Source organism: Streptomyces panaciradicis, assembly GCF_023516615.1.
GTDB lineage: Bacteria > Actinomycetota > Actinomycetes > Streptomycetales > Streptomycetaceae > Streptomyces > Streptomyces panaciradicis.
Window position 1 is genome coordinate 100,223 of sequence record NZ_JAMGBF010000036.1, and the last position, 26,522, is coordinate 126,744.

The window sequence follows — 26,522 nt, forward strand, 5'->3', positions numbered from 1 at the left end:
AGGGGCGCGGGGAACTGCGCGACCAGTCACGACGGCCCCGCGGTCCCCCACGCCCGAACCCGGCACCGTCAGTGGTTCTGCTTCCAGTCCGCCTGCGCCTTGTTCAGCTGGTCGGCCAGCGTGTTCAGGAAGTCCTTCGCGCTCATCTTGCCGAGCAGCACCTTCTGGAAGTTCGGCTCGTTGTCGGCCTTGGAGATCGTGTTCCAGTCCGGCAGGTAGTACGGCAGCTGCACGATCTTCGTGCCGGCGCCGTTGAGGGCCTCGGCCGCCAGCTTGGTGGGCTCGGCCTTCTGGATCCAGGCGTCCTCGGCGGCGTCGGTGTTCGCCGGGATCTGCCCGGCGGACTGGTTGAACTTCGAGTTCTCCTCCTGCGAGAGGGCGAACTCGACGAACTTCCAGGCGGCCGCCTTGTTCTTGCTGGACTTGAACAGGCTCAGCCCGTCGACGGGGTTCGATATCTGCACGCGGGTGCCGTCGGCCTGCGTGGGGTTCGGCAGGCCCCGGAACTTGTCCGCGCCCAGCGCCTTCAAGTGGTCCTGGTACGAACCGAGGTTGTGGCTGAGCATGCCGATGGTGCCGCTGTCCCACTGGGCGACCATCTTCGTGAAGTCGTTGTTGACGTCGGCGGACGGGGTGTCCTTCTTGTACAGGGCGACGTACTTCTCCAGCGCGGCGACGTTCTTGGGGTCGTTGACCGTCGTCCTGTCGCCGTTCCAGAACGAGGTGATGCCGCTCTGGCTGTACGCCGCGTCCAGCGCCGGGGCGATGGACCCCTCACCGCCGCGGATGGTGAACCCGAACCGGTTCTTGCCCTTGTCGGTGAGCTTGTCGGCCGCCGTGTAGAACTTGTCCCACGTCGTCGGCGCGTCCAGGCCGGCCTTCTTGAACAGGTCCGTCCGGTACCACAGCGTGCCGTTGTTCGACGAGGTCGGGATCTGGTACAGCTGGTCGCCGCCGCCGGCCGCCTTGCTGCTCTGCACCAGGTTCTGGCTGAGCTTGCCGTTCAGCGGGCTCTTCGCCAGCCGGCCGTCCAGCGGCTCCAGCGCGCCCTGGACGGCGACCTCGGCGAGCATCGCGGTGCCGACACCGCCGACGTCGGGCAGCCCGCCGCCCTGGATGGCGGTGTCGTACTTCGACTGGGCGCTCGCGGCCGGGATGCCGACGTAGTTGACCTTGATGTTCGGGTACTTCTTCTCGAAGTCGGAGATGATCTGCTTCCAGATGTCGGTGCGGACACCGCCGTTGTTGTCCCAGAAGGTGATCTCCCCCTTGCCGGACCCCTCGTTGCCCTTGTCCCCCGCGCTGCCGCTGCCGTCGTCACCGCAGGCGGTGGCGGTCAGGGCGAGCACGGAGCCCAGGGCGACGGCGACGGCGGCGCGCCTGTTTCTGCGGATGCTGGTCTTCATTGGCCGGCTCTCTCTTCTGGTTCCTACGGAGATGTGAGGTTGTGGGGGGACGGTGCGCGGTGCGGCACCACCCGCTCGGGGCAAGCGCTTGCTACAGGGGTGTTGCTGTGCGGTGCGGCGTTGCGGCGGGGGGTTACAGGGAGTCGATCCTGAAGCGCGTGAAGGTTGCCGCGCCCGCGTGTCCCGTTCCGGCGGGCGCGACGGCGAACAGGCCCAGCAGGGCGCCGACCCAGCGCCAGGGGGTGGCGGAGAAGACGGGCCCGGAGGGGCGCGGGCCCCGACCGGTGTCGTAGAGGAAGCGGCAGCGCGCGCCCGCCCCGATCTCGATCCGCAGTCGCACCCGTCCCTCGGGGGCGAGCCGCGGGTGGTCCGCGTCCCGTTCGTGGTCGGCGACGGCCTCGGCGAACCGGTGCACCACGTGCACCGCCCCGTCGCCGCCCCGCTGCAGCCCGATCCAGCCGAACGCGTCCCCGAGTACGGCGAGTCCCGCCCGCGCCCCCGGCTCCTCGCTGTGCAGGGTCAGCTCCACCTCGACGGCCGACGGGGTCCCCGGCAGCCGCTGGGTGAGGACGTTCGGGAGTCTGCGCGGGTCGTGGGCGTCGGCCGAGCGGACGCAGGACAGCCGCAGGCCGTCGCCGGAGTGCTGGGTGGCCCAGCCGTCCCGGGGGTTGGCGGTCCAGCTCCACTGGCGGCCGAAGCGTCCGCCGGGGAAGTCGTCGTCGGTGGCGGGCGCGGCGGGCGGCTGGGCCGGCAGCGCGGGCGCCTCGTGCACGGCGACGGGGGCGCCCTCGTCGCCGATCACCGGCCAGCCGTCACTCCCCCAGCGCATCGGCTGCAGGTGGACGACCCGGCCGTACGCGCCCCGCTGCTGGAAGTGCAGGAACCAGTCCTCGCCGGTCCGGGTGCGGACCCAGCCGCCCTGGTGCGGCCCGTTGACGTCGGTGTGCCCCTGCTCCAGGACGATCCGCTCCTCGTACGGCCCGAAGAAGCCCCGTGAGCGGAAGGCGCCCTGCCAGCCGGTCTCCACCCCGCCCGCGGGAGCGAGGATCCAGAACCAGCCGTCGTGCCGGTAGAGCTTGGGGCCCTCCAGGGTGAACCAGCCCGGTATCCGGTCCCCGTCGACGATCACCTTGCCCTCGTCGAGGACCTCGGTGCCGTCGGGACGCATCCGGTGGCCGGTGAGACGGTTCTTCACCCCCGAACGGGACTTGGCCCAGGCGTGCACCAGGTAGGCGTCACCCGTCTCCTCGTCCCACAGCGGGCAGGGGTCGATCAGGCCCTTCCCGGCCTTGACCAGGTGCGGCCGGGTCCACGGGCCGCGCACCGCGGGGGCGTTGACCTGGAAGACGCCCTGGTCGGGGTCGCCCCAGAAGATCCAGAAGCGTTCGTCGTGGTACCTGAACGCCGGTGCCCACACGCCGCAGTCGTGCCGTGGCGTCCTGAACTCGGCCTCGGGTTCGAGGCGTTCGAGGGCGTGGCCGACCAGCGTCCAGTTGACCAGGTCGCGCGAGTGCAGCAGGGGCAGGCCCGGGGCGCGGCCGAAGCTGGAGGCGGTGAGGTAGAAGTCGTCGCCGACGCGCAGGACGTCCGGGTCGGACCAGTCGGCGTTCAGGACGGGGTTGGTGTACGTCGTCACCGGCTCACCGCCTTGCGGACCAGCGCCGCCGCCTCGTCCCGGCCCAGCCGCCCGTCGGCGACGACGGTGACGACACGGCGTACGACGGTGCCGCCCGGCTCGACCGGGAGCCGCTCCTCGGACGCCAACGACGAGCCCACGCCCGGGTATTCGGCGGTGCGCACGAACCACGGGTCGCGCCGGGTGGCGTCGGTGGCACCGGCGAGGACGAGGGTCCAGGTGGATCCCGCCAGGGCGAGCCAGTCGGCGCGGCTGCCGTGCACCGCCGGCTCGCCCTCGCGGTCGGGGGTGAAGACGTGCGGGGCGTCCTCCTCCTTGCGGGCCCGCCAGAAGAAGCCGCCGTACGCGGCGCCCGGGCGGCCGTTGGTGGCGGGGCTGCCGAGGGAGAGCGGGCCCGAGGTGACGTTGGTGAGGGAGAAGGTGAAGTCCAGCGCCCAGGCGGTGTCGGTGAGTTCGGTGGCGGCCACCGTACGGCGCTCGCGCAGCAGCTCCGCCCCGGACGCCACCCAGCGCAGCTCCTCCACGAAGCCGTCGGGGTCGCGCAGCTGGAAGGAGACGTGGCGCTGGGCGCCGTGGTTGTCCAGCTCGGTGGGGCCCCGGTCGCGGACGTAGGTCCGGCCGCCCCAGAAGTTGTGCCCCTCGACGTCGGGAACGGCGACACCGACGCCGAGGTGGTGGGTGTGGTCGGCGGGGCTGAGCTCGGTGACCGCCGTGCCGGCCAGGGTGGTGACGGGGTGCAGATAGGGGCGCGGGGAGAGTCTGGCGGGGAGTTCGGGCCGGGTGACGTAGCGGCCGACCGGGCGGCCCGAGACCCGCAGGACCGTGGAGTCGTGGGTCGTCATCAGGTGCTCACCTCTCTCGGTGGGGCCCAGCCGGCGCCGAGTTCGGAGTAGAGGGCGAGGGTGTCGGCGGCGGCCGCGACCAGGGCGTCGATGCCGGGGACGACCCGGCGCTCCTCCTCGGGGAGCAGCCGCCAGGCCGTGTCCGGCAGCGGGGTGGGATCGGGGGCCAGCCGGATGGCCTCGACGACCTTCATGAAGGCGCCCGTGACGTCCGGGACGACCAGCAGGTCGTCGCCGTCGGTGAGGTGGTCGACCAGGTTCTGCAGCAGGTCGGTGCGGCCGTACTCGTACTCCTCGGGGCCGTGGTCCGCGCGCTGGAGCAGGACCCGGTCCTGCTTGTACCAGAAGGTGATGCGGCCGCGGGTGCCGTGGATCAGGACGTACGGCTCGCCGGGCTCCTCGGCGCACAGGGTCGCGGCGACGGTGACCTGGCGGCCCTGCGCGGTGGTGACGCGGACGCAGGAGGTGTCGTCGGACTCGATGGCGTTGGCGCGCAGCAGCTCCAGCTCGACGTCGGTGACGTCCTCGGCGCGCGCGGAGCCGTTGAGCGCGAGGCCGGTGGCGACGGCGTGGGCGAGCGGGTTGGTCAGCACGCCGTCGACGACGTCGACGCCGTTCAGCCGCCGCTTCCCGGCCCAGGGCGCCCGCCGGTAGTACGACTCCGGCCGCGCCCAGGCGCCGGCTCCGCCGATCCCGACGATGTCCCCGACGGCGCCCTCGGCGATCATCTCGCGGATCGCCGGCACGGCGTGCGAGCCAAGCGACTGGAAGCCGATCTGGCAGGCGACCCCGGCCGCGGCGACCCCGTCGGCCATCCGCCGGAACTCCGCGTACGACGGCGCGGGCGGCTTCTCCAGCAGCATGTGCACGCCCCGGGCGGCGGCGGTCAGCGCGAGGTCCGTGTGCGTGGGGATCGGCGTGCAGATCACCGCGACCCGGGCACCGGTGGAGTCGAGGAGGGCGCCGAAGTCGGCGGACTGCTCGGGGGTGCCGAGGCCGTCGGGGATCTCGTCGGCGCCGAGCGGCGTCAGCTCGCAGATGCCCGCCAGCCGGACGATGCCCTTGTCCTGAAGGCGCCGGATGTTGTCGAGGTGCCAGCGGCCGTGGCCGCGCGCGCCCGCCAGGACGATGTCTACGGTGCTCATGGGATCCTCCCTGCGCTGGTTCGTGCGTGCAGGGTAGGCATCGGACGGGCTCTCATCCCTTCACCGCCCCCGCGCTGAAGCCGGTGATCAGCCACTTCTGGATGAAGGCGAAGACGATCACGACGGGTACGGCCGCGATGATGCCGCCCGCGGCGAGCGCGCCGAGGTCGACGCTGTCCGCGCTCATCAGCGTGTTGAGGCCGACCGGGATGGTCTGCTTGCCCTGGTCGGACAGGAACATCAGGGCGAACAGGAAGTGGTTCCAGGCGTGCACGAAGGCGAAGGAACCGACGGCGATCAACCCGGGCCGCAGCAGCGGCAGGACGACGATCCGGAAGGCGGTGAAGCGGTTGCAGCCGTCGACCCAGGCGGCCTCCTCCAGGGAGAAGGGCACGTTCCGGATGAAGCCGCTGATCAGGATCATCGACAGGGGCAGCTGGAAGACGGTCTCGGCGATGACGACACTGGCGAGCGAGTTGATCATCCGCAGGTTGGCGAAGATCTCGAAGAGCGGGACCAGCAGCAGGGCGCCCGGCACGAACTGCGTGCACAGCAGGGCCAGCATGAAGGCCTTCTTGATCCTGAAGTCGAACCGGGCGAGGGCGTATCCGCCGGCCAGGGCGACCAGGGTCGTCATCACGAGGGTCGCGACGCCGACGAGGACGCTGTTCTGGAAGTAGGTGCCGAACGCCCGCTCGTTCCAGACCTTCCCGAAGTGGTCGAAGGTCATCGGCCAGGGCACCAGCGAGGTCGAGCCGGCCGGGCGCAGGGCGAACAGGAGGATCCAGTAGAACGGGATCAGGGTGAAGAGCAGGTAGACCGAGAGCGGGAGGTAGATGTGCCATCGGGGCACCTCGTCCCAGGCGGGGCGCTTTCCGCGCGGCCGGCGGGCGGGCTCGGAGGCTACGCGCTCCGGCGCGGGGGCGATCTCGGTGATCATTTCTGGTCGCCTCCGAACTTGCTCAGCCGCAGATAGACGATCGAGCAGAAGAGCAGGATCACGAACGCCACCGTGGTCAGGGCGGACGCGTAGCCGAAGTTGTGGGCGTCCACGCTGGTGTTGGCGATGTAGAGGGGCAGGGTCGTGGTCTCGCCGGCCGGTCCGCCGCCGGTGAGGGTGTAGAGCAGGTCGACGTTGTTGAACTCCCACACCGCGCGCAGCAGCGTCGACAGGACGATGGCGTCCTTCAGGTGCGGCAGGGTGATGTGCCAGAACTGCTTCAGGCGGCTCGCGCCGTCGACCTCGGCGGCCTCGTAGAGGTCCTTGGAGACGGACTGGAGGTCGGCGAGGATGAGGATGGCGAAGAAGGGGACGCCGCGCCACAGGTCGGCGACGATCGCCGCGGGGAAGACGGTCGAGGTGTCCGACAGCCAGCTGGTGCCGTAGGAGCCGATGCCCAGGTCGGCGAGGTAACGGGTGATTCCCGTCTGGGAGTTGTAGAGCAGCACCCAGATCGCGGAGGTCAGCACGCCGGAGACGGCCCACGGGGAGAAGACCAGGGCCCGGCCCACCGCGCGGCCCACGAAGGTCTGGTTGACGATCAGCGCGAGCGCGAGACCGAAGAGCAGCTGCAGACCGACCTCGACGACGACCCACTTGGCGCTGAAGGTCAGCGTGTCCCAGAACTGGGTGTCCTTGGTGAAGATCTGCACGAAGTTGTCGAAGCCCGCGTAGCCGTTGCGCCACGGCTTGGTGGGGTTGTAGTTCTGCAGGCTGTAGTAGAAGACGCTGATGACGGGGTAGGCGATGAAGCCCAGCATCAGCAGCCCCGCCGGTGCGATCAGCAGGTACGGGAGCCTGCGCGGGGTGGCGGAGGCACGGCGCCGCCGGGGTGGCGCGGGCGGTTTCGCCACGGCTGCGGCTTGGGCCATGACAGGGTCTCCGTTCTCGGTACGGTACGTCGTACGGGAAGCGCTTTCTCGATCTGCGGAGGTCGGCCCCTGTGCGCGGTACGGGGTGCCTCTTGCTGGTGCGTGGCGGGTGCGGGTGCGTTGTGGTTCGTCACGCAGTTCCCCGCGCCCCTCCAGGTGGGTTCAGTCACCCCGCGTAAGGGTCTGGGGCCTTGCCTTGCCTGGCCAGGAACTCGAAGTCGCAGCCGGTGTCCGCCTGGGTGATCTGTTCGTTGTAGAGGGCGCCGTAGCCGCGCTCGTAGCGGGTGGGCGGAGGCGTCCACTGTGTGCGGCGACACTCCAACTCCTCCTCGTCCACGTTGAGCTGGAGGGAGCGCGCCTCGACGTCGAGGGTGATGCTGTCCCCGGTCCGCACGAGGGCGAGCGGACCGCCGACGTACGACTCCGGGGCCACGTGGAGCACGCAGGTGCCGTAACTCGTGCCGCTCATCCGGGCGTCGGAGATCCGCACCATGTCGCGCACGCCCTGCTTGAGCAGGTGGTCCGGGATCGGGAGCATGCCGTACTCGGGCATGCCGGGGCCGCCCTTGGGTCCGGCGTTGCGCAGCACCAGCACGCTGTCGGCGGTGATGTGCAGCTCCGGGTCGTCGATGGTGCGTTGCATGGTCTTGTAGTCGTCGAAGACGACGGCGGGACCGGTGTGCTTCAGCAGGTGCTTCTCGGCGGCGATGTGCTTGATGACGGCGCCGTCGGGACAGAGGTTGCCGCGCAGGACCGCGACTCCGCCCTCGGGGGCGACCGGGTTCTCGCGGGTGCGGATGACGTCGTCGTCGTGGACGGCGGCGCCCTCCAGCTGCTCGCCCAGGGTGCCGTTGACGGTCGGCCGGTCCAGGTGCAGCAGGTCGGTGATCCGGGAGAGGAAGGCGGGCAGGCCGCCGGCGAAGTGGAAGTCCTCCATCAGGTACGTCTGTCCGCCGGGCCGGACGTTCGCCAGCACCGGCACGGTGCGCGCGATGCGGTCGAAGTCGTCCAGGGTGAGCTCGACGCCCGCCCGGCCGGCCATGGCGATCAGGTGGATGACGGCGTTGGTGGAGCCGCCGAGCCCGAGCACCGTGGTGACGGCGTCCTCGAAGGCCTCGCGGGTCAGGATCCGCGACGGTCTGAGACCGGTCCAGGCCAGCTCCACCACGCGGCGCCCGGAGGCGGCGGCCATCCGCTCGTGCCCGGAGTCGACCGCCGGGATCGAGGAGGCGCCCGGCAGGGTCATGCCGAGGGCCTCCGCGGCCGCGGTCATGGTGGACGCGGTGCCCATGGTCATGCAGTGGCCGGGAGACCGCGCCAACCCGCCCTGCAGTTCGCGCAGTTCGCAGTCGGTCAGGTTGCCGGCGCGGTGCTCGTCCCAGTACTTCCACATGTCGGTGCCGGAGCCGAGGGTCTCCCCGCGCCAGTGCCCGGGCAGCATCGGCCCGGCCGGCACGAAGAGCGACGGCACGTCGGCCGAGGCCGCGCCCATCAGCAGCGCCGGAGTCGACTTGTCGCAGCCGCCGAGCAGCACCGCCGCGTCGATCGGATACGACCGCAGCAGCTCCTCCGTCTCCATCGCGAGCAGGTTGCGGTAGAGCATGGGGGTCGGCTTCTGGTAGGTCTCGGAGAGCGTGGCGACCGGGAACTCCAGCGGGAAGCCGCCGGCCTGCCACACCCCCCGCTTGACCGCCTCGGCGCGCTCGCGCAGATGGACGTGGCAGGGGTTGATGTCGGACCAGGTGTTCAGGACGGCGATCACCGGGCGGCCCCGGTACTCCTCCGCCTCGTAACCGAGCTGGCGCATCCGGGCGTTGTGCGACCAGGTGCGCAACTGGCCCTCGGTGCCGTACCACTGGTGGCTGCGCAGCTCCTCGGGGCTCTTGCGCCCGCCGCCGGTCATATCGACCACCCGGCGGCTATCGAGGCGACCTCGGCGCGCTGCTCCTCGGGCAGCGTCCGGCTCGGCGGCCGGACATCGCGGCGGCACAGTCCGAGGGAGGCGAGGGCCTCCTTGACGACGCTGACGTTGTCGGCGGAGCCGTGCGCGGCGCGCAGTTCCTCGAAGCGGCGGATCTGCTCCCAGACCTTCATGGCGGCCGGGTAGTCGCCGGAGCGCAGCGCTTCGATCATGTTCAGCGAGACAGAAGGGGCGACGTTGACCAGGCCCGAGGTGAAGCCGGTGGCGCCCGCGGAGAAGTAGGAGGGCGCGTACGGCTCGGCGAGTCCGGCCACCCACACGAAGCGGTCGAGGCCCGCGTCCCGCGCGAAGGCGGCGAACCTGGCGGCGTCGGGGACGGCGTACTTGACCCCGATGACGTTGGGGCAGGCCTCGCCGAGCTGGGCGAGCCGGGCGCCGGACAGCTGGGCGTTGCGGATGTACGGCACGACGCCCAGCTCGGGAACGGCCTCGGCGATGGCGCGGTGGTAGTCGACCCAGCCGGCCTGGGAGACGTAGGGGTGGACGGGCTGGTGGACCATCACCATCTGGGCGCCGCGTTCGCGGGCGTGCCGCGCGGAGGCGATGGCGGTGGGCACGTCGTGGCCGACACCGACGAGGATCGCGGCGCCGTCGCCCGCCTCGTCGACCGTCAGCTCGGTGACCAGGCGGCGCTCCTCGGGGGTGAGGGCGTAGAACTCGCCGGTGTTGCCGTTGGGGGTGAGGATGCGGACGCCGCCGTCGACCAGCCGACGCAGCAGGGCCCGGTGGGCGGCGGTGTCGACGGAGCCGTCCTCGGCGAACGGGGTCACCGGGATCGCCACCACGTCGGCCAGGGCCGCCCGCTGGGTCTCGAACGTCACGCCGCTCATTCCTGACCTTCCTCTTCGGTTGCCGTGGGCAGTTCCGCCGCCTGCGGGAACGCCCGCCGCACGAACGACGCGATGTGGTCGTGCAGGGCGCGCGCGGCGCCGTCGGCGTCGCCGTCCAGGGCGAGTCGCAGGATCTCCCGGTGCTCGCCGGCCTCCCGCTCCCAGGAGGGCGAGGCCGCCCAGGCGACCGCGGAGACCAGGGCGGCCTGGTCGCGGACCTCGTCGAGCATCCGGCCGAGCAGCGGATTGCCGCAGGGAAGGTAGAGGGCGCGGTGGAACTCCCGGTTGGCGAGGGACCGTTCGGCGGTGTCGGTCGCCGCGTCGGCCCTGGTGAGGGCATCGCGGGCGGCGTTCAGGGAGGCTTTGCGGCGTACGGCGCGCTTGAGCGCCTCGGGCTCCAGGAGCAGCCGGACGTCGTAGACCTCGCGCGCCATGTCCGCGTCCACCATGCGCACCGTGACGCCCTTGTACTGGCTCATCACGACGAGCCCGGTACCGGCGAGGGTCTTGAGCGCCTCCCGCACGGGGGTCTTGGACACCCCGAACTGTGCGGCGAGCTCGGTCTCGACCAGAGCCTGTCCCGGCGTCAACTGCCCGGTGAGGATGCGGTGTTTGATCGCGTCCAGCACGTACTGCGTGCGGGACGGGATCGGCGTGGGCACAGAGGTCATACGGCCCTCTCGGTGTCGCGTATCTGATCTCGCGTATCGCGTCTCATATATGACGTACGAAGTACGACGCGTTGAAGGTAGGAGGGGGCGAAGGTTTCGTCAATGCTTCCGGCAGAGGAAGTCGGGGTTGCCGAGGTGGCTGGCTCAGAAGTCCCTGGTGTCGCCCTCGACGGCGGCGGAGGTCCGCCCGCGGAACACGGCGGCGGCGCGCTTGACGGCCGACTCGCGGCTGAGCGTGGGCCCCACGTGCGTGACGAGGAGCTCCCGGGCGCCGGAGGCACAGGCGCCGGCGTCCTCCGGTGTGAGATGGACGGGCTGTTCGCCTTCGCGATGCCGGTCGACGTCGGCCTCGCACAGGAAGACGTCGGCGCCGGTGGCGAGTTCGGCGAGGGCGTCGCACGGCCCGCTGTCGCCGGAGTAGGCGAGGACGCTGCCCTGGCACTCGGCCCGCAGCCCGTACGCCTCGACGTCGTGGACGACGGCGCGCGCGGTCAGCCGCAGGTTCCAGTGCCGGACGGTGTGCCCGTCGTACAGGGGGTAAAAGGCGAAGACCCCGTTCAGGAACCCGGTGTCCGGCCGGCCGAGGAAGCCCGCGAGCCGGTGGGCGCAGCCCGCGGGCGCGTACACCGGGACGGGGGCCGGCGGAGTGAGTCCGCCGAAGGCGAAGGCGTAGCAGGCGGCGAGCAGGTCGGCGGTGTGATCGGCGTGCAGGTGCGAGATCCAGATCGCCGTCAGCCGCGCCGGATCGGTGTGCCGCTGCAACTCCGCGAATGTTCCGGGGCCCGCGTCCACCCAGACCTCGGCACCGCCGCCGCGCACCAGATAGCCGGAGCAGGGACGTCCGGGGCCGGGGTGCGGGGAGGCGGTGCCGAGGACGGTGAGGCTGAGGGGCATGGTGGGCAGGGTAGGGTCCGGCCCCCGCGCCCGCGGCCGTTTCCCGGGCGTCTACGTCCTCTTCGTACCGCCTGCTACGGCGTCCAGCCCGGGTCGCGCCCGCTCAGGCCCACCGCCCGGTCCAGCAGCGGCGCGTCCGCCGGCACCGCGACGACGGGCCCGAAGATGCCGCCGCCCCGGCTCGGGTCCTCGGCCGCCGCGAACAGGAAGTCGTACGACATCCGCAGCGCGGCCGGGTCGGGCTCGTAGGGCAGGCCGGTGGCGCGGGCCAGGTCCCAGCCGTGGATCACGAGTTCGTCGACGGCGACGGCGGCGGCGACCTCGCCGGGCAGGTCCACTCCGCCCGCCCGGGTCATGCCGGTCCAGGCCGCCGGGTCGCGCCAGGCGTCGGCCAGTTCGTCGAGGGCCTTGGGCAGTTCCTCGCGCCAGCCCGGGGCGAGGTCCGGGGCGGCGGCGCCCGGGTTGCCGTCGGTCGTCACGCCCAGGTCCTTGCGGGCGGCGTCGCGGAAGGCGACGGACAGATGCAGCACGTGGCCCAGCATGTTGCGCACCGCGGAGCCGGGGCAGGGCGTCGGCTCCGCCAGCTGCTCGTCCCGCACGCCCTCCACGAGCCGCGCCATGATCCGTGCCTGGGGTCCGAGATCCAGGATCGTGTCGGTCATTCACTGCTCCTCACAGTCGTCTCGAAGAGGCAGACCGGCGCGGGCCACGAAACTCATCGCCCGGCGCGGGCGGACTTCTGCACCCGCGCGTTCCCACGGCACCTGCCCGATCCGGACGTGCCCTCCTCAGACCCACGATGAGCGGGCATGACGACATCGACCTGGCCGCCGGTGCGCGTGGTGCGGGACCACGACACACGGCTGTGTCTCGCCACCCTGCTGGTCTCCGGCATCGGCACGCCCCGAACGTCCTCGGCCTCGCGCTGGGCGCGGGGCTGCTCGTTTCGGCCGTGTCACTGGGTCGGGCCCCGGTCGGCCCGTTCTGACGGAGCCGCGGGCGAGACGGAGCGGCGTCCGGTGGCGGCGATCGGCCTGCGGCGCGCCGGCTGTCGCGACGCCGCGAGGGCCGTCCCTCAGAGGGACCCCAAGGCCGAGCGCACCGCCTCCAGGTCGCCGTCCGACGCCAATCCGGCGTGGTAGAGCCGCAGTTCGGTGGCGCCGTGCTCGCGGGCCGCCGCCGCGTCCGCGGCCAGCGTCTCGGGGCTGCCGCCCATGCCCGCGACCACGGGCAGGTTGGCGGCGAGGACGGCGCCCGCGCGGCCCTGCTCGGCGAACGGCGTGAGCAGGCCCGGGCCGCCCGCGCAGGGCACGACCACACCGTCCGCGACAGCGAGGATGTGCGCGGGGTCGACGCCCGGGTTGGCGCCGACGCGGTACGTCGCCGGGTCGGCGTGCAGCAGCACCTGGAAGCCGTCGGGGGCGGCCTCGCGCACCGCGCGTACGGCCGCCTCCTGGAGCGTGCGGGCGGTCTCGTCGCGCCACGCGCGCGTGGCGGCCGCCCTCTCCTCGCCCAGCAGCTTCTCCACCCCGGCCCAGCCCGCGTCGTCGGGCGCGCCCCGCCACAGCGGTTCCAGCGCGTCGCGCACGGCGGCCGCCAGTTCGTCGGGGTCGAGGCCCTGGGCGCCGTACCCCGCCCGGCAGGTGGGGCAGAAGCAGAGGGCCATCAAGTAGTACCCGGCGTCCCCGAGTCCGATCGCGCCGGTCTTGTCGTGGGCGTGCAGGTGCTGCAGGCCGTACCAGCCGAGGGACTCCAGCTCGGTGCCGTGCGCCCCGGGCCGTACGGCCGCCTCGGACGCGAGGTCGGTCAGGTACGCGCGCGTGGCGGGCTGGGCAATGCAGGGGGCCCAGGGGTAGCGGTCGCCGTAGGCGTTGACGACGGAGGTGTCCGGGTGCTCGGCGCCCATACGGGAGTTGTGGGCGAGGACGACCCAGGTGTGCACCTCCAGGCCGGCGTCCGCGAGGGCCGCCGCGGCCTCCCCGTACGCGTCGCCGGGCGCCCAGTCGCCGGCCGGGTGGGGGCGCAGCTCCCGCCCCTCCCAGCGCCCGTCCGTGGGGTACAGCACGGCCGCGTGCTCGGCGGTGACGATGCGGTGGCGCGGGTGGCGGGGGGTCAGGGCGCGCGTGGAGTGGTAGGCGGCGGCCAGCGTCACCTGCCGTACGCCGAGGCCGGCGATGCGGCGCGCGGCCCCGGGGTCTCCGTTGACGTCCCAGGGGTAGACGAACGTCGACGCCTTCACTTGCCCTCCTCCAGCAGCGCATGGCCGCGCTCGATCAGCGCCGCGAGGTGCTTCACATGGTCCTCGGTCGGCTCGTGCAGCGGCGGGCGGACCTCGCCGACGTCCAGTCCGCGCAGCCGTACACCGGCCTTGACCAGCGACACCGCGTAGCCGCGGCCCTGGGCGCGCAGTTCGACGAAGGGGCGGTAGAAGCCGTCGAGGAGCCGGCGGACGGTGCTGTCGTCGCCGGAGTTCAGGGCCGCGTGGAAGGCGAGCGCGAGCTCCGGGGCGAAGCAGAACACGGCGGAGGAGTACAGCGGGACGCCGATGGCGCGGTAGGCGAGCTGGGTCTGCTCGGCGGTCGGCAGGCCGTTGAAGTAGAGGAAGTCGCCGGTCGTCTCGGTGCGGACGGCGCTGACGACGCGCTGCATGAGGTCGAGGTCGCCGAGGCCGTCCTTGAAGCCGACGATCCCGTCCGTGCGGGCCAGTTCGACCACGGTCGCGGGGGTGAACACGGCGTTGTCGCGCTGGTAGACGATCACCGGCAGCGCGGTCGCGGCGGCCACCTCGCGGTAGTGCCGCAGCAGCCCCTCCTGTCCGGCGACCACCAGGTAGGGCGGCATGGCGAGCAGTCCGTCGGCGCCGGCGGCCTCGGCCAGGCGGGCGTAGCGCACGGCGAGGGCGGTGCCGTACCCGGCGCCCGCGACGACCGGCACCCGGCCCGCCGTCTCCTCGACCGCCGCCCGCACGCACGTCTGGAACTCCTCCGGCGTGAGCGCGTGGAACTCGCCGGTGCCGCAGCAGGCGAACACCGCGGCGGCCCCGGCCTCGACGCCCCGGCGCACATGCGCGCGGTAGGCGGCGAGGTCGAGCGCGCCGTCCGGGCCGAAGGCGGTGACCGGGAAGAACAGCGGCCCGCTCGGGATGCTGAGGCGAGCGGCGAGGGGGGCAGGCGTCACGGGCTCTCCCTGAGGCAGGCGCGTACGTTCTTGTGATCGGCGTCTATATTTCTGAACACCACCACCCTAAAGAGCCCTCTCCGGGCCGGTCAAGCGCGCAATTCGGCGGGAGGTCGACGGAAAGTTGCTGGAAAAGAGGTGCATACGGCGGCCGCGCGGGACACTTGACGGGGTGCGGCACAGCTCCCTAGCGTGTCCATGAATGTGAATACCGTCCACACATGTGCCCCAAGGAGACCGAGGATGCCCGCTCCCCGCACCGTTCTGCTCACCGGCGCCGCCGGTGGGGTCGGCACCCTGATGCGGAACCTGCTCCCGGCCTTCGGCTACGAACTGCGCCTGCTCGACGTGCGCCCGATCGAGGGCGACCCCGACGCCGTCACCGCCGACCTCTCCGACCGTGCCGCCCTGCGCGAGGCCGTCCGGGGCGTCGACGCGATCATCCACCTCGCGGGCATCTCCCTGGAAGCCCCGTTCGAGAAGATCCTCAAGGCCAACATCGAGGGCACGTACAACCTGTACGAGGCCGCCCGCGAGGAGGGCGTGGCACGGATCGTGTTCGCCTCCTCCAACCACGCGGTCGGCTTCACCCCGCGCCCGCAGGGCGAGGACCCGCTGATCCCGATCGACACCCCGCGCCGCCCGGACACCTTCTACGGCCTGTCCAAGTGTTTCGGCGAGGACCTGGCGCAGCTGTACTGGGACAAGCACGGTCTGGAGACGGTGTCGGTCCGCATCGGCTCCTGCTTCCCGGAGCCGACCAGCGTGCGCATGCTGTCGGTGTGGATGAGCCCGGCCGACGGCGCCCGCCTCTTCCACGCGGCCCTGTCCGCCGAGAACGTCGGGCACACGGTCGTCTACGGCTCCTCCGCCAACACCCGCCTGTGGTGGGACCTGTCCAGCGCCCGGGCGCTCGGCTACGAGCCGCGGGACGACTCGGAGGAGTTCGCGCAGAAGCTGATCGCCGAGCAGGGCGAGCTGGAAGAGGGCAACATCGCGCACGCGTACCTGGGCGGTGCCTTCGTCAGCGACCCGCCGGTCTGGCCGTACTGACCTGACCGGAACAGATCGTTCGCGCGGCGGGCGGGCACCGAACGGGCCCGCCCGCCGCCGTATTCGGGCACGGACGCTGCCCGCTCCCACGCGCGCGTGCACAGCCGCGCAGGTCCGAGGCGGACGCTCCGCTTGGCGGAACGGGCACACCCGGGCAGCATCGGGCCGGCAACAAGCCTGGTCAGCGCCGAGCGCCGGTTGTAGAACTTCCTGCATGGGTCCCACCGGGCCCGAACGGGCAGCCCGCGGACACGGCAGGGAAGCAGGTGACGGCGATGACGGCGAACACCGCGAGGACGGCGGAGGAGCGCCAGCGCGAGATCGTGCGCGTCGCACGCGCCACCGGCTCGGTCGACGTCACGGCGCTCGCCGCACAGCTGGGCGTGGCCAAGGAGACCGTACGACGGGATCTGCGCGCCCTGGAGGACCACGGCCTGATCCGCCGCACCCATGGCGGGGCCTATCCCGTGGAGAGCGCCGGCTTCGAGACGACGCTCGCGTTCCGGGCCACCAGTCATGTGCCCGAGAAACGCAGGATCGCGGCCGCAGCGGCGGAGCTGCTCGGGGACGCCGAGACCGTCTTCGTCGACGAGGGCTTCACCCCGCAGCTCATCGCCGAGGCGCTGCCCAGGGACCGGGCGCTCACCGTCGTCACCGCGTCCCTGCCCGTCGCCGGAGCCCTCGCGGAGGCGGAGAACACCTCCGTCCTGCTGCTCGGCGGCCGGGTCCGGCCCGGCACCCTGGCGACCGTCGACCACTGGACGACGAAGATGCTGGCCGGCTTCGTCCTCGACCTGGCCTACATCGGCGCCAACGGCATCTCCCGCGAACACGGCCTGACCACCCCGGACCCGGCCGTCAGCGAGGTCAAGGCACAGGCGATGCGGGCCGCGCGCCGCACGGTGTTCGCCGGCGTGCACACCAAGTTCGGCGCGGTCAGCTTCTGCCGGTTCGCGGAGATCGGCGCGCTGGAGACCATCGTCACCAGCACCCTGCTGCCGTCCGCCGAGGCCCACCGGTACTCACTGCAAGGGCCACAGGTCATCCGCGTCTGACAGCCCGGCCTTCACGCGACACCGGGGGACGCCGTGCCGAGCGGCGCCCCTTCCACCCCCCTATGTCCAGGAGCGATCCATGCGCACCCCGAGCCGACGACGGCCACCGCGAGCCACGCTCGCCCTGGCCGCCGCAGGGACGCTGCTCGCCCCGCTGCTCTCCGGCTGCTGGGCCGGGGCGGGCGGGTCCGGTTCCGGCGGCGACTCCATCAACGTCCTGATGGTGAACAACCCGCAGATGGTCGAGCTGCAGAAGCTCACCAGGGCGCACTTCACCAAGGACACCGGCATCAAGGTCAACTTCACCGTCCTGCCCGAGAACGACGTCCGCGACAAGATCAGCCAGGACTTCGCCAACCAGGCGGGCCAGTACGACGTGGCGACGCTCTCCAACTACGAGATCCCCATCTACGCCAAGAACGGCTGGCTGCACGAGATGAACTCGTACGTGGCCAAGGACCCCTCCTACGACGAGCAGGACGTCCTCAAGCCGATGCGCCAGTCCCTGACGGCCGACGACGGCAAGCTCTACGGGCAGCCCTTCTACGGCGAGTCGTCGTTCCTGATGTACCGCAAGGACGTCTTCGCGGCGAAGGGCCTCACCATGCCCGCGCACCCCACCTGGACGCAGGTGGCCGACCTCGCCGCCAAGGCGGACGGCGCGAAGCCCGGCATGAAGGGCATCTGCCTGCGCGGACTGCCCGGCTGGGGCGAGGTGATGGCCCCGCTGACCACCGTCGTGAACACCTTCGGCGGCACCTGGTTCACCAAGGACTGGAAGGCGCGGCTGGACTCCCCCGCCTTCGAGAAGGCGACCAGGTTCTACGTCGACCTGGTCCGCCGGCACGGCGAGTCCGGCGCCGCCCAGTCCGGCTTCGCCGAGTGCCTGAACAACATGACCCAGAGCAAGGTCGCCATGTGGTACGACGCCACCTCCGCGGCCGGCTCCCTGGAGGCCGAAGGCTCCCCCGTGAAGGGCAAACTCGGCTACGCGCCGGCCCCCGTGGAGAAGACCGCCGGCTCCGGCTGGCTCTACACCTGGGCCTGGGGCATCCAGAAGGCCTCCCGCAACCCCGACAAGGCCTGGAAGTTCGTCTCCTGGGCGTCGGGCAAGGGCTACGAGCAGCTGGTCGGCGAGACCAGCGGCTGGTCCAACGTGCCCGCGGGCAAACGCGCCTCGACCTACACCAACGCCGAGTACGTCAAGTCGGCCGCCGCCTTCCAGGAGATGACCAAGCAGGCCATCGAGGGCGCCCGGCCCGACGACCCCGGCGTGCAGCCGCGGCCCGCGCCCGGCATCCAGTTCGTCGGCATCCCCGAGTTCACCGATCTCGGCACCAAGGTCTCCCAGGAGATCAGTGCCGCCATCGCCGGACGCCAGTCCGTCGACGCGGCGCTGAAGAGGTCCCAGCAGCTCGCCGAGAAGATCTCGAAGGAGTACGAGGGACGATGACCGCCACGACCACGGCACCGATCGCCGCAACTCCCGTACACGCCCGCAGCGCCCCCTCGACCCGGCTGCGCGCCTGGGCCACCCGCGCCCCGCTGCTGCCCGCCCTGGTGTTCATGATCGCGGTGACCCAGCTCCCCTTCGTGGCCACGCTGGTGATCTCGTTCTTCGACTGGAACGCCCTCTACCCCAGGGCCCGCCACTTCACCGGCCTCGACAACTACCGGCAGGTCCTCACCGACGCCGACCTGCGCCACTCGGTGTGGACGACCGTCCTGCTGACCGTCACCGTGGTCCTGGTCAGCCTGGTCCTGGGCCTGCTCCTGGCGCTGCTCCTGGACCGCAGGTTCAAGGGCCGCGGCGTGGTCCGCACCCTGCTGATCGCCCCCTTCCTGGTGGTTCCGGTGGCCGCGGCGCTGCTGTGGAAGCACGTGCTCTACAACCCCGAATACGGCCTGTTCAACGGCCTGTTGCACTACGTGGGCGGCCCCCAGCCGGACTGGATCTCCCGCACCCCGCTGATGGCGGTGGAGGCCTCGCTCGTCTGGCAGTGGACGCCGTTCATGATGCTGATCCTGCTCGCCGGCCTGCAGAGCCGCGACCACCAGCAGATCGAGGCGGCCCGCGTCGACGGCGCGAGCGACTGGCAGATCTTCCGCCACCTGACGCTGCCGCACCTGCGCCGCTACCTCGAACTCGGCGCGCTCCTCGGCTCGATCTACATCGTGCAGAACTTCGACGCCGTCTTCACGATCACCTCCGGCGGCCTCGGCACCGCCAACCTCCCCTACACCGTCTACCAGAGCTTCTACCAGGCCCACGAGAACGGCCTCGCCTCCGCCGCGGGCGTCCTGGTGGTCATCGGCTCCATCGTCATCGCCACCTTCGCGCTGCGCGTGGTGTCGTCCCTGTTCCGCGAGGAGGTGTCCCGCGCATGAGCACCGTCGCCGTACGAACCCGCCCGCGCCGCCAGGGAGCCGGCCTGGGCCTGCTGGCCTGGCTGGTCGGGATCGCGTTCTTCCTGCCCATCGCGTGGATGGCGCTGACGTCCTTCCACTCCGAGGCGGACGCGGCCACCAACCCGCCGTCCTTCGCCGCCTCCCTGACCCTGGACGGCTACCGCGAGTTCTTCGGCACCGGAGGCGGCGCGAGCCCGTGGCCCGCGCTGATCAACTCCACCGTGGCGTCCGTCGCGTCGACGCTCTGCGTCCTGCTCCTCGCGCTGCCGGCCGCGTACGCGCTGTCCGTACGGCCGGTGAGGAAGTGGACGGACGTCCTGTTCTTCTTCCTGTCCACGAAGATGATGCCCGCGGTGGCGGGCCTGCTGCCGATCTACCTGTTCGCCAAGAACGCCGGACTGCTGGACAACATCTGGCTGCTGGTCCTGCTCTACACCGCCATGAACCTGCCGATCGCGGTGTGGATGATGCAGTCCTTCCTCGCCGAGGTCCCGGTGGCGGTCATCGAGGCCGCGCAGATCGACGGCGCCCGGCTGCCGACGATCCTCGCGCGCGTGGTCGCCCCCATCGCCCTCCCGGGCATCGCCGCGACCGCCCTGATCTGCTTCATCTTCAGCTGGAACGAACTGCTCTTCGCCCGGGTCCTGACCGGCGTCGTCGCCGAGACCGCCCCCGTCTTCCTGACCGGCTTCATCACCAGCCAGGGCCTGTTCCTGGCCAAGGTGTGCGCCGCGTCGCTCGTCATCTCCCTGCCGGTGCTCGCCGCGGGGTTCGCCGCCCAGGACAAGCTGGTCCAGGGCCTGTCGCTTGGAGCCGTCAAATGAAGGCCGCCGTCATCGAGTCCGTGGGCCGCGCCGTCGTCACCGAGGTCCCGGACCCGACCCCCGGCCCCCGCGAGGTCGTCGTCGAAGTGGCCGCCTGCGGCCTGTGCGGCACCGACCTGCACATCCTCCAGGGCGAGTTCGCGCCCAAGCTGCCGATCGTGCCGGGCCACGAGTTCGCCGGCGAGGTCGTCGGCGTGGGCGCCCAGGTCACGGAGGTCGCGATCGGCGACCGGGTGGCGGTCGACCCCTCCCTGTACTGCCACGAGTGCCGGTACTGCCGTACGGGCCACAGCAACCTCTGCGAGCGGTGGGCCGCCATCGGCGTCACCACCGGGGGCGGCGCGGCCCAGTACGCCGTCGCGCCCGTCGCGAACTGCGTGAAGCTCCCCGAGCACGTGCGCACCCAGGACGCCGCCCTGGTCGAGCCGCTGTCCTGTGCGATCCGCGGCTACGACGTCCTGCGCTCGCGCCTGGGCGCCCACGTGCTGATCTACGGCTCGGGCACGATGGGCCTGATGATGCTGGAGCTCGCCAAGCGGACCGGCGCGGCGAGCGTCGACGTCGTCGACCTGAACGCGGAGCGGCTTCAGACCGCGCGGCGCCTCGGGGTCTCGGCGTCCGCGGCGAACCCCGACGAGCTGGACCGCCCCCAGGGCTGGGACCTGGTGATCGACGCGACGGGCAACGCGGCGGCGATCCAGGACGGCCTGGGCCGGGTGGCCAAGGCCGGAACGTTCCTGCAGTTCGGGGTGGCGGACTACGCGACCCGGGTGACGATCGACCCGTACCGCATCTACAACCAGGAGATCACGATCACCGGCTCCATGGCGGTCCTGCACAGCTTCGAGCGGGCGGCGGAACTGTTCGGCAACGGCGTCCTCGACCCCGACGTATTCATCAGCGACCGCATCCCGCTGGAGCGGTACCCGCAGGCGCTGGAGCAGTTCGCCGCCGGGGTCGGCCGGAAGATCGTCGTGGTGCCCTGAGAGATCCGGTGGGCCGCGGAAGTTTAAGGGAACGGTAAAGCCGGTCCGTTCGTTCACCCGGCATGACAGCTATGACCCCGGGCTCGAACATCCCTCTGTCCGTCTCACGCGTGGCGGTCGACGTCGCCGCCCCCGTGCGGCTCGACGTGTCGGGCCTGCTGCTCACCGGCGACGGCAAGGTGCGCTCCGACGACGACTTCATCTTCTACAACCAGCCGGCCGGACCGGGCGTGACGTACCGGTCCGGCGGCGGTACGTCACCGGACGCGATCACCGTCGACACCGCCGCCGTCCCGCCCGGCATCGAGAAGATCGTCGTCACCGCGAGCCCCGACGCCGCGGGCCAGACCTTCCAGGGCATCGAGCCGACCGCCACCGTCAGGGACGCCGACAGCGGCGCGGTCCTGGCGACGTTCACGCCCCCGCAGCTCGGCACCGAGACGGCCCTGGTGGTCGTCGAGATCTACCTGCGCAACGGCCAGTGGAAGGCCCGCGCGGTCGGCCAGGGGTACGCCAACGGACTGGCGGGCATCGCCACCGACTTCGGCGTCACGGTGGAGGAGCCGGCCGCGGCCCAGGCCCCCGCCGCGCCCGCCGCCCCGCCCGTGTCCGCCCCGCAGCCGGCGGCGGCCCCGCCGCCCCCGGCCGCACCGCCCGCCCCCGCGCCCGGCACCGGGAAGATCAACCTCGACAAGGGCCGGGTCAGCCTGCAGAAGAACCAGACCGTCTCCCTGGTCAAGGGCGGCCGCCCGCTGCTCTCCCAGGTCAAGATGGGCCTCGGCTGGGAGCCCGCCTACCGCGGCAAGGACATCGACCTGGACGCGTCGGTCATCGCCTACGGCCCGCAGCGCAACCACATCGACAGCTGCTACTTCGGCAAACTGTCGATCCTGAACGGCGCGATCAAGCACTCCGGCGACAACCTCACGGGCGAGGGCGGCGGCGACGACGAGGTGATCGTGGTCGACCTCGGCCGCATCCCCCAGGAGGCCACCGGCCTGGTCTTCACGGTCAACTCCTTCTCCGGCCAGAAGTTCACCGAGGTCGCCAAGGCCTACTGCCGCCTCCTGGACGCCGCCACCGGCGAGGAACTGGTCCGCTTCGACCTCACCAACGCCGAACCCCAGACGGGCGTGATGATGGCCAAGCTCATCCGCCAGTTCTCCGGCGAATGGGAGATGACGGCCATGGGCGAGTTCGTGAAGGCCCGCACGGTAAGAGGAATGGTGAAGCCGTCGGCCCAGGCGCTGTAGTAACGGGATCGTGATGCCCGGCCTGTGTAGCCGGGCAGTCCCGTCAGAACAGCGCGCTGTAGGCGTTCAGGGCCGGCTGGCCGCCCAGGTGGGCGTAGAGGACGGTGGAGTCGGGGGTGATCTCGCCTCGGGAGACCAGGTCGATCATGCCTGCCATGGACTTGCCCTCGTAGACGGGGTCGGTGACCATCCCCTCCGTGCGGGCCGCGAGACGCATCGCCTCCAGGGTGGTGTCGTCGGGGATGCCGTACGTTCCCGCGTGGTACCGCCCGTCCAGCTCCACGTCCGCCTCGGTCACCTCGCGCTCGACGCCGATGAGTTGAGCGGTGTTCCGGGCGATGCGGGCGATCTGCTCGCGGGTGGTGGCGGGCTTGGCCGAGGCGTCGATGCCCAGCACCCGGCGCGGACGTCCACCGGCCTCCTCCAAGGCGGCGAACCCGGCCACCATGCCCGCCTGAGTGGAACCGGTCACCGAGCAGACGACCACCGTGTCGAAGAAGACGCCGAGTTCGCGCTCCTGCTCGGCCACCTCGTGGGCCCAGCCGGCGAAGCCGAGGCCGCCGAGGGGATGGTCGGAGGCGCCGGCCGGAATGGCGTACGGCTTGCCGCCCGACTCCTCGACCTCCCGGAGCGCCTGCTCCCAGCTCTCCTTGAAGCCGATGCCGAAGCCCGCCCTGACCAGGCGGACGTCGGCCCCGGCGAGCCGGCTGAGGAGGATGTTGCCGACCTTGTCGTAGACGGAGTCGGGCCAGTCCACCCAGCTCTCCTGGATCAGCACGCACTTGAGGCCCGCCCGGGCGGCCACGGCGGCCACCTGGCGGGTGTGGTTGGACTGCACGCCGCCGATCGACACCAGGGTGTCGCAGCCCTGGGCGAGCGCGTCGGCGACCAGGTACTCCAGCTTGCGGGTCTTGTTGCCGCCGTAGGCGATCCCGGAGTTGCAGTCCTCCCGCTTGGCCCACAGAGAGGCGCCGCCGAGGTGGGCGGTGAGGCGCTCCAGGGGGTGCACCGGGGAGGGGCCGAAAAGCAGCGGGTAACGGTCGTACGAGGAGAGGGACATGGGTGACCCGATTCTCTAGAGCGCCGCATCAGGCAAGTCACCATATCGCTCGATCACTTCCCGAGCGAAGGCCAGCAAGTCACTCACCCGTTGCCCACTGGGCTGCATGGATGTCCACAGCTCCAGATTCTCCGCTCGGTTGTCGTCGCGGATGCCATTCTTGTGGTGCACACTCTCCACTCGCGGCAGAAGCGGCCTGCCCAGAATCTCTTCCATGACCAACCGGTGTTCCGGAACCCGTTTACCGTTCACCCAGAAGATGCGATAGCCGTTCTGCAGCGTTCCCCGAACCTTGCGCCCGTCGAGGCCGTTCTTACCACGACGAAGGCGCTCATAGTGCAGGTGGCAGTATCCACGACCGCCGCCGTATCTTTCTCGGCTGCATCCTTCGTAACTGCAAGGAGTACCGCGCCGCGTCCACTCGAACTGCGCTGCCGAGGGTGAACCGTACTTCCGCAAACGCCTGTAGTGGGTGTTGCACAGCCCGCGTGCTTTCAACGGCCTCACGCAGGCTTCCACACTGCATGGCCGGGGCGGGGATGCACCCCTCCCTGAGGGATCACCACCACCGTTCGGATCGCCGTAGGCGAGCCAACGCTGGTAGTGCATGTTGCAGTATCCCCGCCCCTTGTGCGGCCTTGAGCACTCGTCGATTTCGCACAACCGGTTTGCCACGCCGACAAGTTGACCGACTCGTGCCCATTCACTCAAGCCATGGCCAGCGCCCGTCAATACCGCGCTCAAGCAAGGAGACCGTCCGGAAGGCCGCGTCGCTCAGGCCGCCGAAGGTGTGCCGGTTCGCCCGGCCCGACGGGCCGTGACCCGCCCGGTACCCGGCCAGGTTCCAGGTGTAGACCGGCACGTGCGGCGGGACCTGCTCGGTCGGGTCGCCGTACTGGCTGAACGCGTACTGCTCGTCGGTGACGATCAGCACCCGGTCCTGGCCCCTGTAGTGCGCCCGGATCGCCCCGGTGGTGTCGGTGCCGCCCAGGTCGCCGAAACGCTCCAGGATCTTCAGCACCGACTCCCCCTTGCGGAAGGACAGCCGCCGGCTCGTGCTGCCGAACTGCACCAGGTCAGCCTTCTGCGCCCGCAGCGCGAGCGCCGTACCGAAGATCGCCGCCGCGTCCGCCCGGTTCAGCTCCGAACGGTCCGACAGCCGCGCCCACATCGACCCCGAACGGTCGACGAGGACCAGCGTGCGGCCCGGCAGCGCCGGCACGTTGGCCAGCGAGTGGCCGAGCGCCTGCTCCAGCGGGTACGACCAGCGCAGCGACGGCGCGTGCTGGTACGCGGCGAGGTACCGGAAGGGGAACTGCCGCGAGCGCGCGACCTCCGCCGGGTCGCTGATCCGCGCCGCCACCTGCGCCGCGACCTCGTCGGACACCCCGGCCTGGTCGAAGTTGCGCAGGTTGCGCACCAGCGCCATCGGACCCATGGACGGGATCACGGCCTCCCAGGCCGCCTTGTCCATCGGACCCTGCAGCCAGCCCGCCAGCGCCTCCCACGTGATGCCGGCCGCGGCCAGCCGCTCGGCGCCGTCGGGCGCGGTGACGAGCGCGCGCCGCTCGGCCACCGGCAGCGCCATCAGCTCGCGGTGCGCGGTCAGGACACGGTCGGACGCGGGCGGCACCGCCGTGTCCGGGTGGTGCCGGCGGTCCAGGGCGTACTGGAACAGCGCGCCCTGCCACGGCTTGTCCGGGTCGGGCGCCGCGTGCACCAGGTTGAGGATGTCGCCGAAGCGGTAGCCCTTGGACGCGGTGTCGTACTTCAGCAGCGACTTGCCGCTGTAGAGACGCCGTACGGCGTCGGCGACACCGCGCTTGACGGGCTTGGGAACGCTGCGGCCGTACATCGCCGTCCAGTACCCGAGCAGTTCGCCGGGCTCGTCCGGGCGCCGCAGCACGGAGGCCACGACCTGGCGGTTGGAGGGGCCGTCGGTGGCGCCAGCGTCGAGGCGCGCCTTCACGTACTCGGCGGCGCCCACCACGGAGGCGGTACGCAGGTTTCCCTCGCCGCGCAGCCAGCCCAGGAGCCCCGCGGTCCACGCCGGGTCCTCGACGGCGAGCCGGCGTACGAGATGCGCGTACCGGTCGTCTCGGTCGGCACCGGTCTCGTAGAAGGTGTCCGCAACGAAATGGGACACCGCGAGCAGGAAGAGTTCGGAGCGCGCGTCCCGCTCCCGGCCGCGGCCGCCCTCGTAGGTGCGGAGCACTCGGCCCGTGGAGGTGACGCGCGAAGTGGGCTGCGCCTTCGCGCCCTTGGTGTTGAATCGCGCCATGGTGAATTCCCCCGAATTCTGAACAGGTTTCGGAGGGAGGCGCGGCAGAAGGAGGGGGCCCGAGGTCGGAAGTCGGCGACGGCCTTATCACCTGGCGCGTCTTCCCTTTCCGCCACACCGGCCCTTCGGCCGGCGACGGGATTCGAACCCGCACGCTCGCTCGGAGCACCAGGTCCCTGAAGTATCCGCTGCCTTCGCACCGGGCACCCACCATGAGCTGCGCCTCCCGAGATCAAGGTCGGCGGCGGCACTGATTCTCTGAGAAAGGGAAGTAGCCGCAGCCTGCGCACCGGGAGGTGCATGAAGTTGTGGTGTCCAGAGAACAAGGTCGGCGGAACCGACGTAGGTGCTCTAACCCCTGAGCTACACCGGCGCGTTGTACCGGTGGCGGGACTCGAACCCGCGACCGCCCCATTATCAGTGGAAGTAGGTCCTGCCTTCGCACCTGGACGTTCATCACTCTAGGAGGCATCCGGCTGAACGAGCGAGCGAATTAAACGCGAGAGTTCAGGAGGTGGGCTCTACTCACGCCCAGCGAGCCAGACCTCCTGGTATCGCCGACTCTGCAACTGTCGGACCGGCTGCACGCGGGGATTGTTCAGATGCTGGTAGTTCGGTGTCAGCGCATGACAGTTCGGGCACAGCAGGCGAACATCGTCCGGGCGGTTCTTCGTGCGATCGCCGGCGATGTGGTCGACGTGGAGGGGAACGCGCTTGGAGACAGGGTTGATCTCAGCCCAGCCGCATTTCTCGCAACGCTGCCCTCTGAGCAGTACCAAGGCCTGACGGACGCGCCAGTCCGGTTTGCCGTCGGCTCTGGTACCACTGACTTCGCCGGCTTGCCATGCAGCGAACCAACGCGCAAATGTACCCGTCCGCTCGTAGCGGTCCTCGTTGAAGCATTCCCATGAACAGTACGGTCCCTCGCAGCGCGGGCGCCGCTCTGTCGATCCGCATCGGAGACACGGCGCAAGCTGCTCACGCCGCGCCTCCGCTTCTTGTCGGCGGGTCAGATTGGCACAGGCTCGGCTGCAGTGGACCGCGCCACGGCTGCGGATCGGCTCGCCGCACTGAGGACACGGCCTAGGCCTCCGCCGGGCCTCGGCCCGGCGGCTCGCCGTCCCTTGAAGACTGCACCGATTGCTGC

At 71.1% G+C, this 26,522-nt stretch carries 23 protein-coding genes; 7 read left to right on the forward strand and 16 right to left on the reverse strand.

What is annotated here, in order from left to right; translation table 11 throughout:
• Window positions 1-68: 68 nt before the first annotated feature.
• The 13 genes from M8J74_RS14955 to M8J74_RS15015 form a co-directional block, all read right to left on the reverse strand.
• The gene (locus tag M8J74_RS14955) at window positions 69-1,406 is read right to left on the reverse strand and encodes an ABC transporter substrate-binding protein (protein ID WP_249836864.1); all 1,338 of its coding nucleotides are present in this window, start codon (window positions 1,404-1,406) and stop codon (window positions 69-71) included.
• Window positions 1,407-1,539: 133 nt separating this feature from the next.
• Window positions 1,540-3,042: a glycoside hydrolase family 43 protein gene (locus tag M8J74_RS14960; protein WP_249836865.1), complete on the reverse strand. Its 1,503-nt coding sequence runs from the start codon at window positions 3,040-3,042 to the stop codon at window positions 1,540-1,542.
• On the reverse strand, window positions 3,039-3,884 hold the full coding sequence (locus tag M8J74_RS14965; RefSeq protein WP_249836866.1) for a DUF6807 domain-containing protein: 846 nt from the start codon (window positions 3,882-3,884) through the stop codon (window positions 3,039-3,041). Before M8J74_RS14965 ends, M8J74_RS14960 begins: the two co-directional genes overlap by 4 nt.
• Window positions 3,884-5,029, reverse strand: a complete 1,146-nt coding sequence (locus tag M8J74_RS14970; protein ID WP_249836867.1) for a Gfo/Idh/MocA family protein — start codon at window positions 5,027-5,029, stop codon at window positions 3,884-3,886. Before M8J74_RS14970 ends, M8J74_RS14965 begins: the two co-directional genes overlap by 1 nt.
• A gap of 52 nt (window positions 5,030-5,081) precedes the next feature.
• Complete coding sequence (locus M8J74_RS14975) at window positions 5,082-5,969, reverse strand: carbohydrate ABC transporter permease (RefSeq protein WP_249836868.1); 888 nt, start codon at window positions 5,967-5,969, stop codon at window positions 5,082-5,084.
• Window positions 5,966-6,901, reverse strand: coding sequence for a carbohydrate ABC transporter permease (locus tag M8J74_RS14980; protein WP_249836869.1), 936 nt, complete (start codon window positions 6,899-6,901; stop codon window positions 5,966-5,968). The genes M8J74_RS14975 and M8J74_RS14980 overlap by 4 nt, the downstream gene beginning before the upstream one ends.
• A 166-nt stretch (window positions 6,902-7,067) precedes the next feature.
• Window positions 7,068-8,804 (reverse strand): L-arabinonate dehydratase, encoded by a 1,737-nt coding sequence (gene araD, locus M8J74_RS14985; protein ID WP_249836870.1) that lies wholly within the window; start codon window positions 8,802-8,804, stop codon window positions 7,068-7,070.
• Complete coding sequence (locus M8J74_RS14990) at window positions 8,801-9,712, reverse strand: dihydrodipicolinate synthase family protein (RefSeq protein ID WP_249836871.1); 912 nt, start codon at window positions 9,710-9,712, stop codon at window positions 8,801-8,803. The genes araD and M8J74_RS14990 overlap by 4 nt, the downstream gene beginning before the upstream one ends.
• Window positions 9,709-10,383 carry a GntR family transcriptional regulator gene (locus M8J74_RS14995; protein WP_249836872.1) on the reverse strand — a complete coding sequence of 225 codons (675 nt, stop codon included), beginning with the start codon at window positions 10,381-10,383 and terminating at the stop codon, window positions 9,709-9,711. Before M8J74_RS14995 ends, M8J74_RS14990 begins: the two co-directional genes overlap by 4 nt.
• Window positions 10,384-10,527: 144 nt before the next feature.
• Complete coding sequence (locus tag M8J74_RS15000) at window positions 10,528-11,277, reverse strand: MBL fold metallo-hydrolase (RefSeq protein ID WP_249836873.1); 750 nt, start codon at window positions 11,275-11,277, stop codon at window positions 10,528-10,530.
• A gap of 74 nt (window positions 11,278-11,351) precedes the next feature.
• Complete coding sequence (locus tag M8J74_RS15005) at window positions 11,352-11,939, reverse strand: TIGR03086 family metal-binding protein (RefSeq protein ID WP_249836874.1); 588 nt, start codon at window positions 11,937-11,939, stop codon at window positions 11,352-11,354.
• Window positions 11,940-12,352: 413 nt separating this feature from the next.
• Window positions 12,353-13,516 carry a hypothetical protein gene (locus M8J74_RS15010; protein ID WP_249836875.1) on the reverse strand — a complete coding sequence of 388 codons (1,164 nt, stop codon included), beginning with the start codon at window positions 13,514-13,516 and terminating at the stop codon, window positions 12,353-12,355.
• Window positions 13,513-14,454, reverse strand: coding sequence for a 5-dehydro-4-deoxyglucarate dehydratase (locus tag M8J74_RS15015; protein WP_249836876.1), 942 nt, complete (start codon window positions 14,452-14,454; stop codon window positions 13,513-13,515). The genes M8J74_RS15010 and M8J74_RS15015 overlap by 4 nt, the downstream gene beginning before the upstream one ends.
• A 243-nt stretch (window positions 14,455-14,697) precedes the next feature.
• On the opposite strand from M8J74_RS15015, the gene M8J74_RS15020 reads away from it, so the two are divergent.
• From M8J74_RS15020 to M8J74_RS15050, 7 genes are all read left to right on the forward strand, one after another.
• Entirely contained in the window at window positions 14,698-15,507 is an 810-nt protein-coding gene (locus M8J74_RS15020) for an NAD-dependent epimerase/dehydratase family protein (protein WP_058926064.1), read from the forward strand.
• 275 nt (window positions 15,508-15,782) lie between these two features.
• Window positions 15,783-16,562, forward strand: coding sequence for a DeoR/GlpR family DNA-binding transcription regulator (locus tag M8J74_RS15025; protein WP_058928485.1), 780 nt, complete (start codon window positions 15,783-15,785; stop codon window positions 16,560-16,562).
• 79 nt (window positions 16,563-16,641) lie between these two features.
• Window positions 16,642-18,015, forward strand: coding sequence for an ABC transporter substrate-binding protein (locus M8J74_RS15030; protein ID WP_249836877.1), 1,374 nt, complete (start codon window positions 16,642-16,644; stop codon window positions 18,013-18,015).
• Window positions 18,012-18,950 (forward strand): carbohydrate ABC transporter permease, encoded by a 939-nt coding sequence (locus M8J74_RS15035; protein ID WP_249836878.1) that lies wholly within the window; start codon window positions 18,012-18,014, stop codon window positions 18,948-18,950. The genes M8J74_RS15030 and M8J74_RS15035 overlap by 4 nt, the downstream gene beginning before the upstream one ends.
• Complete coding sequence (locus M8J74_RS15040) at window positions 18,947-19,795, forward strand: carbohydrate ABC transporter permease (RefSeq protein WP_249836879.1); 849 nt, start codon at window positions 18,947-18,949, stop codon at window positions 19,793-19,795. The genes M8J74_RS15035 and M8J74_RS15040 overlap by 4 nt, the downstream gene beginning before the upstream one ends.
• Window positions 19,792-20,781 carry a zinc-dependent alcohol dehydrogenase family protein gene (locus M8J74_RS15045; RefSeq protein WP_249836880.1) on the forward strand — a complete coding sequence of 330 codons (990 nt, stop codon included), beginning with the start codon at window positions 19,792-19,794 and terminating at the stop codon, window positions 20,779-20,781. The genes M8J74_RS15040 and M8J74_RS15045 overlap by 4 nt, the downstream gene beginning before the upstream one ends.
• Before the next feature lie 71 nt (window positions 20,782-20,852).
• A complete protein-coding gene (locus tag M8J74_RS15050) occupies window positions 20,853-22,034 on the forward strand; it encodes a TerD family protein (RefSeq protein ID WP_249836894.1) in 1,182 nt (393 codons plus the stop codon).
• Between the two features lie 43 nt (window positions 22,035-22,077).
• On the opposite strand, the gene M8J74_RS15055 is transcribed toward M8J74_RS15050, so the two are convergent.
• The 3 genes from M8J74_RS15055 to M8J74_RS15065 all read right to left on the reverse strand — a co-directional run bounded on the left by M8J74_RS15055 (window position 22,078) and on the right by M8J74_RS15065 (window position 25,375).
• Window positions 22,078-23,094, reverse strand: coding sequence for a 1-aminocyclopropane-1-carboxylate deaminase (locus tag M8J74_RS15055; protein WP_249836881.1), 1,017 nt, complete (start codon window positions 23,092-23,094; stop codon window positions 22,078-22,080).
• A gap of 15 nt (window positions 23,095-23,109) precedes the next feature.
• Window positions 23,110-23,703, reverse strand: a complete 594-nt coding sequence (locus M8J74_RS15060) for an HNH endonuclease (protein WP_249836882.1) — start codon at window positions 23,701-23,703, stop codon at window positions 23,110-23,112.
• 94 nt (window positions 23,704-23,797) lie between these two features.
• Entirely contained in the window at window positions 23,798-25,375 is a 1,578-nt protein-coding gene (locus tag M8J74_RS15065; protein ID WP_249836883.1) for a TROVE domain-containing protein, read from the reverse strand.
• Between the last annotated feature and the right edge of the window lie 1,147 nt (window positions 25,376-26,522).

What these genes read in the sequence shown, in the direction of transcription:
- M8J74_RS14955 (WP_249836864.1), bottom strand. Translation starts at nt 1,406, where the DNA reads ATGAAGACCAGCATCCGCAGAAACAGGCGCGCCGCCGTCGCCGTCGCC.
- M8J74_RS14965 (WP_249836866.1), bottom strand. Translation starts at nt 3,884, where the DNA reads ATGACGACCCACGACTCCACGGTCCTGCGGGTCTCGGGCCGCCCGGTC.
- M8J74_RS14970 (WP_249836867.1), bottom strand. Translation starts at nt 5,029, where the DNA reads ATGAGCACCGTAGACATCGTCCTGGCGGGCGCGCGCGGCCACGGCCGC.
- M8J74_RS14975 (WP_249836868.1), bottom strand. Translation starts at nt 5,969, where the DNA reads ATGATCACCGAGATCGCCCCCGCGCCGGAGCGCGTAGCCTCCGAGCCC.
- M8J74_RS14980 (WP_249836869.1), bottom strand. Translation starts at nt 6,901, where the DNA reads ATGGCCCAAGCCGCAGCCGTGGCGAAACCGCCCGCGCCACCCCGGCGG.
- araD (WP_249836870.1), bottom strand. Translation starts at nt 8,804, where the DNA reads ATGACCGGCGGCGGGCGCAAGAGCCCCGAGGAGCTGCGCAGCCACCAG.
- M8J74_RS14990 (WP_249836871.1), bottom strand. Translation starts at nt 9,712, where the DNA reads ATGAGCGGCGTGACGTTCGAGACCCAGCGGGCGGCCCTGGCCGACGTG.
- M8J74_RS14995 (WP_249836872.1), bottom strand. Translation starts at nt 10,383, where the DNA reads ATGACCTCTGTGCCCACGCCGATCCCGTCCCGCACGCAGTACGTGCTG.
- M8J74_RS15000 (WP_249836873.1), bottom strand. Translation starts at nt 11,277, where the DNA reads ATGCCCCTCAGCCTCACCGTCCTCGGCACCGCCTCCCCGCACCCCGGC.
- M8J74_RS15005 (WP_249836874.1), bottom strand. Translation starts at nt 11,939, where the DNA reads ATGACCGACACGATCCTGGATCTCGGACCCCAGGCACGGATCATGGCG.
- M8J74_RS15020 (WP_058926064.1), top strand. Translation starts at nt 14,698, where the DNA reads ATGCCCGCTCCCCGCACCGTTCTGCTCACCGGCGCCGCCGGTGGGGTC.
- M8J74_RS15025 (WP_058928485.1), top strand. Translation starts at nt 15,783, where the DNA reads ATGACGGCGAACACCGCGAGGACGGCGGAGGAGCGCCAGCGCGAGATC.
- M8J74_RS15030 (WP_249836877.1), top strand. Translation starts at nt 16,642, where the DNA reads ATGCGCACCCCGAGCCGACGACGGCCACCGCGAGCCACGCTCGCCCTG.
- M8J74_RS15035 (WP_249836878.1), top strand. Translation starts at nt 18,012, where the DNA reads ATGACCGCCACGACCACGGCACCGATCGCCGCAACTCCCGTACACGCC.
- M8J74_RS15040 (WP_249836879.1), top strand. Translation starts at nt 18,947, where the DNA reads ATGAGCACCGTCGCCGTACGAACCCGCCCGCGCCGCCAGGGAGCCGGC.
- M8J74_RS15045 (WP_249836880.1), top strand. Translation starts at nt 19,792, where the DNA reads ATGAAGGCCGCCGTCATCGAGTCCGTGGGCCGCGCCGTCGTCACCGAG.
- M8J74_RS15050 (WP_249836894.1), top strand. Translation starts at nt 20,853, where the DNA reads ATGACCCCGGGCTCGAACATCCCTCTGTCCGTCTCACGCGTGGCGGTC.
- M8J74_RS15055 (WP_249836881.1), bottom strand. Translation starts at nt 23,094, where the DNA reads ATGTCCCTCTCCTCGTACGACCGTTACCCGCTGCTTTTCGGCCCCTCC.
- M8J74_RS15060 (WP_249836882.1), bottom strand. Translation starts at nt 23,703, where the DNA reads ATGCACTACCAGCGTTGGCTCGCCTACGGCGATCCGAACGGTGGTGGT.
- M8J74_RS15065 (WP_249836883.1), bottom strand. Translation starts at nt 25,375, where the DNA reads ATGGCGCGATTCAACACCAAGGGCGCGAAGGCGCAGCCCACTTCGCGC.